The 13211-nt window shown below is 67.4% G+C and carries 9 protein-coding genes; 1 reads left to right on the top strand and 8 read right to left on the bottom strand.

Going from position 1 to position 13211, the window contains the following annotated elements:
• Window positions 1-36: 36 nt before the first annotated feature.
• The 3 genes from ntrC to glnA form a co-directional block, all read right to left on the bottom strand.
• Window positions 37-1551, bottom strand: coding sequence for a nitrogen regulation protein NR(I) (ntrC, locus tag HMPREF3115_RS05610; RefSeq protein ID WP_070553660.1), 1515 nt, complete (start codon window positions 1549-1551; stop codon window positions 37-39).
• A 37-nt stretch (window positions 1552-1588) separates the two neighbouring features.
• Window positions 1589-2731 (bottom strand): nitrogen regulation protein NR(II), encoded by a 1143-nt coding sequence (glnL, locus tag HMPREF3115_RS05615; protein WP_006401978.1) that lies wholly within the window; start codon window positions 2729-2731, stop codon window positions 1589-1591.
• 163 nt (window positions 2732-2894) lie between these two features.
• On the bottom strand, window positions 2895-4310 hold the full coding sequence (gene glnA, locus HMPREF3115_RS05620; protein ID WP_006401979.1) for a type I glutamate--ammonia ligase: 1416 nt from the start codon (window positions 4308-4310) through the stop codon (window positions 2895-2897).
• A gap of 397 nt (window positions 4311-4707) precedes the next feature.
• On the opposite strand from glnA, the gene HMPREF3115_RS05625 reads away from it, so the two are divergent.
• Window positions 4708-5172, top strand: coding sequence for a rhodanese-like domain-containing protein (locus tag HMPREF3115_RS05625; protein WP_006401980.1), 465 nt, complete (start codon window positions 4708-4710; stop codon window positions 5170-5172).
• A 121-nt stretch (window positions 5173-5293) separates the two neighbouring features.
• On the opposite strand, the gene HMPREF3115_RS05630 is transcribed toward HMPREF3115_RS05625, so the two are convergent.
• From HMPREF3115_RS05630 to hrpA, 5 genes are all read right to left on the bottom strand, one after another.
• A complete protein-coding gene (locus tag HMPREF3115_RS05630; RefSeq protein ID WP_006407981.1) occupies window positions 5294-6112 on the bottom strand; it encodes a competence/damage-inducible protein A in 819 nt (272 codons plus the stop codon).
• Window positions 6109-6936 (bottom strand): EI24 domain-containing protein, encoded by an 828-nt coding sequence (locus HMPREF3115_RS05635; RefSeq protein ID WP_006407980.1) that lies wholly within the window; start codon window positions 6934-6936, stop codon window positions 6109-6111. The genes HMPREF3115_RS05630 and HMPREF3115_RS05635 overlap by 4 nt, the downstream gene beginning before the upstream one ends.
• 109 nt (window positions 6937-7045) lie before the next feature.
• Window positions 7046-8023: a sterol desaturase family protein gene (locus HMPREF3115_RS05640; RefSeq protein ID WP_012213061.1), complete on the bottom strand. Its 978-nt coding sequence runs from the start codon at window positions 8021-8023 to the stop codon at window positions 7046-7048.
• A gap of 16 nt (window positions 8024-8039) precedes the next feature.
• Complete coding sequence (locus HMPREF3115_RS05645) at window positions 8040-9029, bottom strand: YVTN family beta-propeller repeat protein (RefSeq protein ID WP_070553661.1); 990 nt, start codon at window positions 9027-9029, stop codon at window positions 8040-8042.
• A gap of 173 nt (window positions 9030-9202) precedes the next feature.
• Window positions 9203-13211 (bottom strand): ATP-dependent RNA helicase HrpA (hrpA, locus tag HMPREF3115_RS05650; RefSeq protein WP_256276034.1); only part of this gene is annotated, 4009 nt, incomplete at its 5' end.

A 13211-nucleotide genomic window follows, 5' to 3' on the forward strand; every position in this document is an offset into this window, starting at 1 on the left:
CGGCATGCGCGGCGCCGCGCATGCCGCGATACAGGCTCAGGGCTCCAGGTGCAGTTCCTGGATCTTGCGCGTGATCGTGTTGCGGCCGATGCCGAGCCGCTCGGCGGCCTCGACCTTGCGGCCGCGCGTGAAGTCGAGCGCCTCGCGAATTACGGCCGCCTCGAAGCGGCGCGCGAGTTCGTCCATCACGCCGGCCGAATTCTCGCGCAGCAGTCGCGCGACTTCGGTGCGCAGCCCGTGCTCCCACATCGGGTAGCCGGCAGGCGCACCGTTCGGCGCAGCCGTGCCCGCCATCGATGCCAGCGGCACCGCGGCGGCGACCGTCGGCGCGGCCGGCGCGTCGTGGCTGCCGGGCGCATTCGCGCCGTCGCCGGCCGATACGGCGATCGGCGCGCCCGACGGGACGAGATCGGGCGGCAGATCCTTGATTTCGACCGTCTGCGCGGGCGCCATCACGGTCAGCCAGTTCGCGAGGTTCTCGAGCTGGCGCACGTTGCCGGGAAACGGCAGCGAGGTCAGATACGCGAGCGCCTCGTCCGACACGCGCTTCGGCTCGACGCCGAGATCGCGCGCACTCTTCTGCAGAAAATGGCGTGTGAGCAGCGGAATGTCCTCGCTGCGTTCGCGCAGCGGCGGCAGCCGCAGCCGGATCACGTTCAGCCGGTGATACAGGTCTTCACGGAACAGCCCTTGCCGCACGCGCGCCTCGAGGTTCTGATGGGTCGCGGCGATCACGCGCACGTTCGCGCGCAGCGGGCTGTGCCCGCCGACGCGATAGAACTGCCCGTCCGACAGCACGCGCAGCAGCCGCGTCTGCAGATCGAACGGCATGTCGCCGATTTCGTCGAGAAACAGCGTGCCGTTCTCGGCCTGCTCGAAGCGGCCCTGCCGCGTCGTCTGCGCGCCGGTAAACGCGCCGCGCTCGTGGCCGAACAGTTCCGATTCGAGCAGATCCTTCGGAATCGCGGCCGTGTTGAGCGCGATGAACGGTCCGTTCGCACGCGGGCTATGTCGGTGCAGCGCACGCGCGACGAGCTCCTTGCCGGTGCCCGATTCGCCGGTGATCAGCACGGTCGCGGCCGAATGCGACAGCCGGCCGATCGCGCGAAACATGTCCTGCATCGCGGGCGCCTGGCCGAGCATCTCGGGCGCCTCGGCGACGCGGTCGTCCTGCGGCGTGCCGCCGCGCAGGCTCTCTTCGACCGCGCGGCGGATCAGCTCGACGGCCTTGTCGACGTCGAACGGCTTCGCGAGATATTCGAACGCGCCGCCCTGGAAGGCTGCGACCGCGCTGTCGAGATCGGAGAACGCAGTCATGATGATGACGGGCAGCCCCGGCAGGCGCTCATGCACGGCCTGCAGCAGCTCGAGTCCGGACCCGCCCGGCATCCGGATGTCGGATACCAGCACCTGCGGCGTCTCGTGATCGAGCGCGGCGAGCGCGTCGCGCACGTTGGCAAAGCTCTTGGTCGCGAAGCTGTCGCGCGCGAGCGCCTTCTCGAGCACCCAGCGGATCGATTGATCGTCGTCTACTATCCAGATCGGCTTCATAGGTCGGTCAGATATTGGTGTATCGCAATGTCGCCGCTCATGCGTCGAGCGGCAGCAGAATCTGAAATTCGGTACGCCCCGGCCGGCTCTCGACTTCGATCGTCCCGTCGTGCTGCTGCACGAACGTCTGGGCGAGCGTCAGGCCGAGGCCGCTGCCGTCGTCGCGGCCGGAGACGAGCGGATAGAAGATCCGGTCGCGGATCTCGTCCGGAATGCCGGGGCCGTTGTCGATCACATGCAAGTCCAGTGCCAGCCGGTACAGCCGCTTCGCGATCGTGACCTTGCGCGCGACGCGCGTGCGCAGCTCGATCTTCGCGTCGCCCTGCGCGATCCGTTCGCGCAATGCCTGCGCCGCGTTGCGCACGATGTTCAGCAGCGCCTGGATCAGCTGCTCCTTGTCGCCGCGCAGGTCCGGCACACTGACGTCGTAGTCGCGCACGATCGTGAGGCCGCGCGGGAATTCGGCGAGCATCACGGCGCGCACGCGTTCGCATACTTCGTGGATGTTCACGTCGCCGACGATGTGCGGATGCCGGTGCGGCTCCAGCAGCCGGTCGACGAGCGTCTGCAGGCGATCGGACTCCTTGATGATCACCTGCGTGTATTCGCGCAGCTCGCCGCGTTCGCGCTCGCCGAGCTCGAATTCGAGCAGTTGCGCGGCACCGCGGATGCCGCCGAGCGGGTTCTTGATCTCGTGCGCGAGATTGCGGATCAGCTGCTTGTTGACCGCGGTCAGGTCGTGAATGCGCTCCTCGCGATCGGTGCGCGACTGCCGCTCGTTCTCGAACAGTTCGACGAGCACGAAATCGGGCGCGCTCTCGAGAAAGCCGACGATCGCATGCACGTGCAGCAGCTCGTGGCCGGGCCGGTCGAGCACGGTGTCGAGATGCGTCGCGTGAAAGCGCTCCTCGCCGATCGCGGTGATCGTCGAGGCGAGCTCGTTCGCGTTCGGGAAAATCTCGCCCCACGGCCGCTGCGCGAGCTGGCGGCGCGAGATGTCGAGCATCGCCTCCGCGGACGGATTCGCGAAGGCGATCCTGAGCGTCTTGCGGTCGAGCACGAGCACGACCGTCGGCAGCGCCTCGAGCCCGGCGAGCAGGCCGGAACGGGCGAGCCGCTCGTCGTCGGTCAATTGCTCGGGCTGCCCCGTCTTCGCCTTGATCAGATTCTTCAGAACCATCGTGCGTGCGTGTCGCGCGTTGCCGCGCCAAAGATTCGTCCAGTCGCGAACAAAAAAGGGACGGCTGGGCGCCGTCCCCTTTTCAGACTCCGCCGTTCCCGCCGCAAACCGCGCGACGGGAACGAATCGGCATGACGGCGCTGAATCGAAGCGCCATCGCCGATTACAGCGAGTAGTACATCTCGAACTCGATCGGATGCGTCGTCATGCGGAACTTCGCCAGCTCCTGCTCCTTCAGCGCGAGGTACGCGTCGATCATGCCGTCCGTGAACACGCCGCCGCGCGTCAGGAACTCGCGATCCTTGTCGAGCGCTTCGAGCGCCTGATCGAGGCCCGCGCAGACGGTCGGGATCTTTGCATCCTCTTCCGGCGGCAGGTCGTACAGGTTCTTGTCCGCTGCTTCGCCCGGATGGATCTTGTTCTGCACGCCGTCCAGACCGGCCATCATCAGCGCCGAGAAGCAGAGGTACGGGTTCGCCATCGGATCCGGGAAGCGCGTTTCGATACGGCGGCCCTTCGGGTTCGACACGTGCGGAATGCGGATCGATGCTGAACGGTTGCGTGCCGAGTACGCGAGCTTGACCGGCGCCTCGAAGTGCGGGACCAGACGCTTGTACGAGTTCGTCGTCGGGTTCGTGATCGCGTTCAGCGCGCGGGCATGCTTGATGATCCCGCCGATGTAGAACAGCGCGAATTCCGACAGGCCGGCATAGCCGTTGCCCGCGAACAGGTTCTGGCCGTCCTTCCAGATCGACTGGTGAACGTGCATGCCCGAACCGTTGTCGCCGACGACCGGCTTCGGCATGAACGTCGCCGTCTTGCCGTACGAGTGCGCGACGTTGTGGATGATGTACTTCGACCATTGCGTCCAGTCGGCGCGCTGCACGAGCGTCGAGAACTTCGTGCCGATTTCGTTCTGGCCCTGGCCTGCCACTTCGTGGTGGTGCACTTCGACCGGAATGCCGAGCTGTTCGAGCAGCAGACACATTTCCGAACGCATGTCCTGGAACGTGTCGACCGGCGCGACTGGGAAGTAGCCGCCCTTCGTGCCCGGACGGTGGCCCGTGTTGCCGCCTTCGAATTCCTTGCCGGCCGACCACGGCGCTTCTTCCGAGTTGATCTTCACGAAGCAGCCTGACATGTCCGTGTTCCACTGGACCGAGTCGAAAATGAAGAATTCCGGCTCCGGACCGAAGTACGCGGTGTCGCCCAGGCCCGTGCTCTTCAGGTACGCTTCCGCGCGCTTCGCGAGCGAACGCGGATCGCGCTCGTAGCCCTTGCCGTCCGCCGGCTCGACCACGTCGCAGGTCAGCACGAGCGTCGACTCTTCGTAGAACGGATCGATGAACGCAGCGCTCGGATCCGGCATGAGCAGCATGTCCGACGCCTCGATGCCCTTCCAGCCCGCGATCGACGAGCCGTCGAACGCATGGCCGCTTTCGAACTTGTCTTCGTCAAACGCCGAAACCGGCACCGACACGTGCTGCTCCTTGCCGCGCGTATCCGTGAAGCGGAAATCGACAAACTTGACGTCCTCGTCCTTCACGAGCTGCATGACGTCGGCGACGGTTTTACTCATAACCTCTTCTCCTGATTGAACAATTCCGGCGGACTGGGAACCGCCTCGTTTATCGAGCTGATCGGGCCCGTGCGCAGCGCCCCGATTCGACCGAATTCTTTAAAGCAGCTTCCGTGCCAGCATGTGCTCTTCGCATGCGAATCGCGCAGAGGGCTTGCTGCGTCGGGGCGCCGCTGCGCAGTTGCGGGGCGTCGCCCGCCGTATTGCGTTGCGCCGATGCACCGTACGAGTGCAGCAGCCGCGATACGCGCGTCCGAACGTTTCGTTTTGGTGCATGCGCGCCATTCTGCACCTTTTTGGTGAGCGCGTGTGCGCGGTACGCGGGCGCTTGCCGGGAGACGCCCGCGCCGCGCGGCGGCGCTAGAATGCTCGTTTGACCGATACGGAGACTCCCGCCATGAGTACGCTCGAACAGCTTTACGCGAAGGCCGACGAACGCCGCGCGCAAGGCTCGCTCAACTACGCCGGCGCACTGCTGCCGGCCGAGGCCTTCGAACTGCTGCAGCTCGATCCGTCCGCGCGCCTCGTCGACGTGCGCACGCGTGCGGAGCTCGACTGGATCGGCCGACCGCTCGTCGGCGACGGCCAGTATCTGCACGTCGAATGGTCGCGCTACCCGGGCGGCGTGCCGAACACCGAATTCCTCGACGAACTGCGCGCCGCCGTGTCGCCCGACACGCCGGTGCTGTTCCTGTGCCGCAGCGCCGCGCGCTCGAAGCTGGCCGCGGTCGCCGCCGCGCAGGCCGGCTTCCGCAAGGCCTTCGATCTGCTCGAAGGCTTCGAAGGCGCGAAGGACGCCGAAGGCCATCGCAAGACGGTCGACGGCTGGTGCTTCCGCAAGCTGCCCTGGATCGGCGCCTGACCGCACGCCGCTGCCGGTCGCATCATCGTCGAGCCGCGCGATGACATGCCGATGACGGGCCGCCCTGCGCGGCCCGACGCCACCCTACGCCCCTGGCTGGCCCGCGTGCCGGCCGCCGCGATTACGCGCGCGGCGCGGCGGCCGGCTCGACGATGTCGCCGCCGAGCAGATGCACGCCTTCGCGCAATTTCACGAACGCGGCCGCGACCGCTTCGGGCTCGCCCTTGACGCCGAGGTCGATATGGCGGCGCGCATAGATGCCGCCGCGCTCCGCGTCGCCGACGCTCGGCAGGCTGAACACGCGCACGCCGGGAAAGTCGCGCTCGATCTTCTCCATCAGCGGCGTCAGCGTCGATTCCGGCAGCTCGAACACGTACAGCGAGCGCTCCTCGTGCGGCGTCGCGTGATGCAGGTGCGCGTACTTCGTGTCGAGCACCCATTCGATCATCGGCCACGCCATTACCGGAAAGCCCGGCACGAAATGCAGATCGCCGACCGAAAAGCCCGGAATCCGGTTGTAGCCGTTCGGGATGATCGTCGCGCCGACCGGAAACACGCCCATGTTGAAGCGGTGGCGGTTCTCCGGCGAGTCGAAATCCACCGGACGGTCGGGATCGGCATGCGTTTCGCGGATCCGCTCCGCGATCAGCGCCTGCGCCTCCGGATGCAGTTCGAGCGGCACCCCGAGCGCCGCCGCCGCGCACTGGCGCGTATGGTCGTCCGGCGTCGCGCCGATGCCGCCCGTCGAGAACACGATGTCGCCCGAGGCGATCGCGCGCTTGAGCGTCGCGGTGATGCGCGCCGGATCGTCGCCGACGTATTCGGCCCAGTCGAGCGCGAGGCCGCGCGCGCCGAGCAGCTCGATGACCTTCGCCAGATGCTTGTCCTGCCGGCGGCCGGAGAGGATTTCGTCGCCGATGATGATGATGCCGATGCTCATGCGTGCCCCATGTCGATGGTCGTCGCGCGCGATGCCGCGCGCAGGTCTTCGAGCGCGCGCAGGCAGTAGTGCCCGAACCACAGCGCGGAGAAGACGAGAATGAAAGCGTAAACCCAGATCATCGCCGCCGCGACGAACGGAAACAGCACCATCATCCAGACCGACGATACCCACACGAAGGTCGGAACGGTGCCGAGCAGCCCGGTCGCGATGCCGATGCCGATCAGCGGCCAGCGATGGCGCCGCACGAGCGCGCGGCGCTCGTCGCGGCTTGCATGCAGCGCGAGCGCGTCGTAGGTCATCACGCGGTACGTGAGCCAGCCCCAGATCACCGGTGGCAGCAGCGCGAAGAACGGCGGGATCAGCCACAGCGGGATCGTGACGATCAGCAGCACGACGCCGACGATCGCCGCGCCCAGCGAATTGAACACGCTGCCGACGAAGGTGCCGCCGCGCTTCGCCTCCAGCGCGGCGAACTGCCGGTTCGACAGATGCTTGACGACGACCGGCATCGAGATCGACGCGATCAGCAGCAGCACGGTCAGCACGATCAGCGGAATCGCGAGCGACACGACGACGAACGGCGCAACGACCGCATGCAGCTGCGACATCCCGATCGCGTCGAATGCGCGGTACAGCGCGGCGGTCAGCACGAAGCCGTCGAGCGCGCCGCGCGCGGCGTCGACGAGCGTCTGCCACGAGAACCAGAGCACGACGCCCCATAGCAGCGCCGATACGACGAACGGCATCAGGGTGAGCCACAGCATGCGCGGGTGCAACGCGCTCGCCAGTGCGCGGACGAAGGAGCGCAGCAAGTCGTTCATGCGAGCCTGTATCGACGAAGAAAAACGGGGAAAGGATAAACCACACGGCCCGCATGCGCCAAAGCGCAGGCGGGCCGTGCGAGCGGGCGATGCACGCGGGACGGGCCGATCAGGCCGACGACGCGGCGCCGCGCTTGGCGGGGAACAGGCGACGGAAGATCCGCGCGAAGGCGAGGCCGTGCTGCGCCCAGAAGCCGTCGCCGTACGACACGCCTTCGACCTGTTCGCGGATGCCGGTCGGCTCGACCGTGCGATTCCACGACGCCGTGCCGAACATCATGTCCCACCACGGAAACAGTACGCCGAAGTTGCAGCCGTACTTCGTGCCTTCGTGCCCGTAGCCGACCGCGTGATGACGGCGATGGAAGGTCGGGCTGACGAGCAGCCGCTCGCCGAGCCGGCCGTACGACAGGCGCGCATTCGTGTGCTGAATGCTCTGCAGGAAGTTCGTGACGGCCGTGAGCACGACGAACTGCGACGGCGTCACGCCGATCACGAGCGCGATCGCCGCGAAGAAGCACGACTGGATCACGTCGTCGAGCAGGTGGTTGCGATCGTCGCACCACAGCGACATCTGCCGCTGGCTGTGATGCACCGCGTGCAGTTCCCACCAGACGCCGAACTTGTGCTGCCAGCGGTGATACCAGTAGCCGGCGAAGTCGAGCACGACGAGGTAGATCGCGAACGCGACGATCGGCTGCGATGTGACGCCCGGCCACAGATAGTCGAGATTGAAGTTCGCGATGCCGTGCAGTCGCAGCCAGGCCTGGAAGCGGTCGAACAGCGGCTGCAGCGCGAAGAAGAAAAACAGCGAATAGATGCCGAGCTTCGCGATCGCCGTATAGATCACGTCGACGCGCACCGCCTTGCGGTCCTTCCACCGCTCGACCGGCCGCAGCGCCTCGAGCGGGCGCAGCAGCACGAACATCAGCACCATCTGCAGCGCGCCGATGATCACCCAGTACAGCGCGTCGTAGGTGTCCTCGTCATAGTCCATCAGGTTGAACTTGAAGAGGAGCGGCTGCACGACGTCGACGTACAGCCAGGTCTGGATGTCCGAGACGAACGCGTCGATCAGATGCAGCATGTTCCGCCCCCGTCCGTCACGCGCCGTTCGCCGCCTTCCACGGCGCACGGTCGTAGAAGTAGATGCCGTGCGGCGAGCGGCCGACCGCGATCGTCTGCACGAGCTTGCGCGACGCGAGATCGATGATCCCGACCTTCTTCGCGAAGCGGAACGTCACCCACAGCGTCTTCTTGTCGGCCGACAGTTCCATGTCGTCCGGGCCCGGCAGCAGCCCCGTGATGTCGCCGACGTTGGTCAGCGTGTTCTCGTCGATGATGCTGATCGTATTCGCGACGCGATTCGTGACCGCGACGTGCGTGCCGTCGGCGAGCGAGCGGAAGTTGTGCGCGCCCTTGCCCGTGTAGATCTGCTTGACGACCTTCTGGTTGCGCCAGTCGACGACCGCGACGTAGTCGGCGCCCGTCATGCCGACGAGCAGGTACTTGTCGTCGGGCGTCAGCCAGAGCCCGGCCGGCACCTTGCCGACCTTCATCTTCCACTTGACCGTCTGCGTCGGCAGATCGATCGCCGCGATCTCGCCGGACACCTGCAGCGACACGAGCAGCGTCTTGCTGTCCTTCGTGAACGCGAGGTGGCTCGGCATCACCGCGAGCGGCACGCGCTTCGCGAGATGCAGGTCGCGGCCGTCATACGTGTAGATATCGACGCGGTCGAGCCGCAGGCCAGCCGCCGCGAACCACTTGCGGTCGGGCGAGAAGCCGAGCTGGTACGGATCGTCGATGCCCTCGACGGTACGCTGCAGCTTGCCCGTCTTCGGATCGAGGAACATCAGGCTGTTCGAGACCGAATTTGCGACGATCAGCGACGAATTGTCGGGCGACGCCATCAGATGGTGCGGTTCCTTGCCGGTCGGCATCGTGCCGACGACTTCGCGGGTCTGCTGATCGATCAGGGAAAGCGTGGCTTCGGCCGAATTGAGGACGATCACGTTATTCGCGTGGGCGGCGGGCGCCAGCGCGGCGGCGGCCAGCGCGAGCGTGCGGCCGAGGGAAAGGAAATTGCGCATGAAGACTCACGTCGTGGGACAACCGTCATTGTAAAACGGCCGACCGGCCCGGCCGGTTGACCGGCGCCCGGTCTTATTGCGCCACGTCGACGCACGCGGCCGCAGCCGTGCCGGCGCGCGCCGCGCGATACGGCCGGCCGCGCCGACGGTATCGCGCCGGAAACGCTGCCGCGCTAGCGCTGCATCGATTCCCAGACCTTGTACAGCCGCTTGACAGAGACCGGCATCGGCGTGCGCAGTTCCTGCGCAAACAGCGAAATGCGCAATTCCTCGAGCAGCCAGCGGAACTCGGCGAGCCGCGGGTCGACGACGCCGCCGCGCTGCGATACCGCGCGCTGGTACTGCTGGACGAGCGGCTGCAGCTCGCCGAGCTGCTTCGCGTCGCGGGCCGGATCGGCCTTCAGCTTGTCGATCCGCAGTGCGATGCCCTTCAGGTAGCGCGGGAAATGCACGAGCTGCGCGTAAGGCGTGTCGATCACGAAGCGCTTGCCGATCAGCGCCGACAGCTGCTGCTGCAGGTCCGCGTGCGCCTGCGCGAACGGCTTCGCCTGCGCGAGCTTCTTCACGACGCCCGCGTATTCGGCGAGGATCTGCCCGACGAGCCGCGCGATTTCCTGCGCGAGCAGGTTCAGCCGGCTGCGACCTTCGTCGCGCCGCGCATGAAAGCTCGCGTCGTCGTCCGGCAGCGGGTCCTGCAGGCACGCGCGATCGAGCGCCGTATCGATCAGCTGATCGCGCAGCTCGTCCTGCGTGCCGAGCGACATGTACTGCATCGCCATCTCGCGCAGGCCCGGCAGGTTCTTCTCGAGATACTTGATCGGCTCCTTCAGCTGCAGCGCGAACAGCCGGCGCAGCCCCGCACGGTGGATCCGCGCGGCTTCCTCGGGCGAATCGAACACCTCGACGTCGCAGTGCGTGCCGCGATCGACGAGCGCCGGATAGCCGTACAGCGTCTGGCCGCGCCGCCGGATCTCCAGCAGCTCGGGCAGCTTGCCGAAGTTCCACGTCGTCAGGTTCTCGTACAGTGCGGTCGCGCCCGGCTCGGGCGCGGCGAGCGTCTGCGGTGCGACGGCCTTGCCGCCCTTCGCGCCGCGGCCGTCCTTGCGGGCGGGCTCGCCCGACGCGGCCGGCGCGGTGCCGCCGTCGGCATCGGCGCCGACCGCGAGCGTCGACGCCGCCGCGATCTTCTGGAACTGCTGCTGCGCCTGCGCGCCGAGTTCCTGTCGAAGCTGCGCGAGATTGCGCCCCATCGCGAGCTGGCGGCCGTGCTCGTCGATCACCTTGAAGTTCATGAACAGGTGCGCGGGCAACGTCTCGAGCTTGAAGTCGGCCGCTTTCATCGCGACCTGCGTCTGCTCGCGCACGTCGGCGATCAGCGCTTCGACGAGACCGCCCGCGCCGAAGCGCTCGCGGCCCGTGCGTTCGACGAAGCCGGCCGCGTAGTCGGGCAGCGGCACGCAATGCCGGCGCAGCTTCTGCGGCAGCGATTTCAGCAGCAGCTGCACCTTCTCCTTCAGCATTCCCGGCACCAGCCACTCGCAGCGGCGCGCATCGACCTGGTTCAGTGCGTACAGCGGCACCGCGAGCGTCACGCCGTCGCGCGGCGAGCCCGGCTCGAAATGGTAGGTCAGCGCCATCTCGACGCCCGCCATCGTCGCGCGCTTCGGGAACAGCTCGGTCGTCACGCCGGCCGCCTCGTGACGCATCAGGTCGTCGCGCGACAGGTACAGCAGGCGCAGCTTGTCGTCCGGCTGGCCGCTCTTTTTCACTTCGTCGCGATACCAGCGCTCGAACGCGGCGCCCGTATGAATGCCCGCCGGAATCGCGTGGTCGTAGAACGCATAGATCAGCTCGTCGTCGACCAGCACGTCCTGTCGGCGCGACTTGTGCTCGAGCTGCTCGATGTCGGCGAGCAGCTTGCGGTTGTGCGCGAAGAACGGCAGCTTCGTGTCGAACTCGCCGTCGACGAGCGCGCCGCGAATGAACAGCTCGCGCGCGCGTGCCGGGTCCTGCCTGCCGAACGCGACGCGTCGCCGATGGTAGATCGGCAGCCCGTAGAGCGTCGCGCGCTCGAACGCGCTGACCTGCGCCGGCCGCTTCTCCCAGTGCGGCTCCGACAGCGATTTCTTCAGCAGATGCGCGCCGACCTTCTCGACCCATTCGGGCTCGATCTTCGCGAGGCAGCGCGCGTACAGCCGGCTCGTCTCGACGAGTTCCGCCGCCATCACCCAGCGGCCGGCCTTCTTCGCGAGCGCGGAACCCGGCCACAGGTAGAACTTGATCCCGCGCGCACCGAGATAGTGCGGATCGTCGTCGGCCTTCAGGCCGAGGTTGCCGAGCAGGCCCGTCAACAGGGCCAGATGCACCTGCTCGTACGTCGCCTCCGATTCGTTGAGCCGCCAGCCGTGTTCGCGCACGACCGTCAGCAGCTGCGAGTGCACGTCGCGCCATTCGCGCAGCCGCAGATGCGACAGGAAGTTCTGCCGGCATGCGTCGACGAGCTGCCGGTTCGACTTCTTGTGCGCGACCGCTTCCTCGAACCACGACCAGATCTTCAGCCACTGCAGGAATTCCGAGCGCTCGTCGGCAAAGCGCCGATGCGCCTGATCGGCCTGCTCTTGCGCGTCGATCGGACGGTCGCGCGGGTCCTGCACGGACAGCGCGCTCGCGATGATCAGCACCTCGCGCAGCGACTGCTGGTCGCGTGCGGCCAGGATCATCCGGCCGACGCGCGGATCGAGCGGCAGCCGTGCGAGTTCGCGGCCGAGCGGCGTCAGCGCGTTGTCGTCGTCGACCGCGCCGAGTTCGTTCAGCAGCTGATAGCCGTCCGCGATCGCGCGCCCGGGCGGCGGCTCGAGGAACGGGAACGACTCGATCGCCGTCAGATGCAGCGACTTCATCCGCAGGATCACCGAGGCGAGCGACGAGCGCAGGATCTCCGGATCGGTAAAGCGCGCGCGCGCCTGGAAGTCGCTTTCGTCGTACAGGCGGATGCAGATGCCGTCCGCGACGCGGCCGCAGCGGCCCGCGCGCTGGTTCGCGGCCGCCTGCGAGATCGGCTCGACCTGCAGCTGCTCGACCTTGTTCCGGTACGAATAGCGCTTCACGCGCGCGAGGCCCGTGTCAACGACGTAGCGGATGCCGGGCACCGTCAGCGAGGTCTCCGCGACGTTCGTCGCGAGCACGATCCGGCGCGCGTTCGACGGCTTGAAGACCTTGTCCTGATCGGCCGCCGACAGCCGCGCGAATAGCGGCAGGATCTCGGTATGCGGCGGATGATGCTTGCGCAGCGCCTCGGCCGCCTCGCGGATCTCGCGCTCGCCGGGCAGGAACACGAGCACGTCGCCGGGACCTTCGCGGCACAGCTCGTCGACCGCGTCGACGATCGCGTCCATCAGGTCGCGCTCGGCCTCGCGCGCGGTCTTCGCACGGTCCCGGCTCGCGGTGCCTTCCGCATGCTTGACGGCCGGCCGATCCTCGGCCACCGGGCGGTAGCGCACCTCGACCGGATACAGCCGCCCGCTGACCTCGATCACGGGCGCCGGGTGCGCGTCGCTGCCGAAATGGCGCGCGAAGCGATCGGCGTCGATCGTCGCGGACGTGACGATCAGTTTCAGGTCCGGCCGCTTCGGCAGGATCTCCTTCAGATAGCCGAGCAGGAAATCGATGTTCAGGCTGCGTTCGTGCGCCTCGTCGATGATCAGCGTGTCGTACGCCTTCAGCAGCGGATCGGTCTGCGTCTCGGCGAGCAGGATGCCGTCCGTCATCAGCTTCACGGACGCGCCCGGCGCGAGATTGTCGGTGAAGCGCACCTTGTAGCCGACCACTTCGCCGAACGGCGTGCCGAGTTCCTCGGCGATCCGGCGGCCGGTCGACGATGCGGCGAGCCGGCGGGGCTGCGTATGGCCGATCAGTCCGGTGCCGCCCGCGCCGAGCCCGCGGCCCAGTTCCAGGCAGATCTTCGGCAGCTGCGTGGTCTTGCCCGAGCCCGTTTCGCCGCTGACGATCACGACCTGATGCGCGGCGATCGCGCGCGCAATCTCTTCGCGCCGGCCCGAGACCGGCAGGCTTTCCGGGTAGGTGATCGGCGGAACGGGATTCGGTGCGACCGCCGCACGCGGCGGCCGTTCGCGGCGCGGTGCGCGCGCGTCCTGCGGTTGCGCGGCGCGCGGCGGCTTGCCG

Source organism: Burkholderia sp. HMSC10F09 (genome assembly GCF_001806955.1).
Classification (GTDB): Bacteria; Pseudomonadota; Gammaproteobacteria; order Burkholderiales; family Burkholderiaceae; genus Burkholderia; species Burkholderia multivorans.

Coding starts and splice junctions, on each gene's coding strand:
- glnA (WP_006401979.1), bottom strand. CDS start 4,310: ATGAGTAAAACCGTCGCCGACGTCATGCAGCTCGTGAAGGACGAGGAC.
- HMPREF3115_RS05645 (WP_070553661.1), bottom strand. CDS start 9,029: ATGCGCAATTTCCTTTCCCTCGGCCGCACGCTCGCGCTGGCCGCCGCC.
- glnL (WP_006401978.1), bottom strand. CDS start 2,731: ATGGTTCTGAAGAATCTGATCAAGGCGAAGACGGGGCAGCCCGAGCAA.
- HMPREF3115_RS05630 (WP_006407981.1), bottom strand. CDS start 6,112: ATGAGCATCGGCATCATCATCATCGGCGACGAAATCCTCTCCGGCCGC.
- HMPREF3115_RS05625 (WP_006401980.1), top strand. CDS start 4,708: ATGAGTACGCTCGAACAGCTTTACGCGAAGGCCGACGAACGCCGCGCG.
- HMPREF3115_RS05640 (WP_012213061.1), bottom strand. CDS start 8,023: ATGCTGCATCTGATCGACGCGTTCGTCTCGGACATCCAGACCTGGCTG.
- HMPREF3115_RS05635 (WP_006407980.1), bottom strand. CDS start 6,936: ATGAACGACTTGCTGCGCTCCTTCGTCCGCGCACTGGCGAGCGCGTTG.
- ntrC (WP_070553660.1), bottom strand. CDS start 1,551: ATGAAGCCGATCTGGATAGTAGACGACGATCAATCGATCCGCTGGGTG.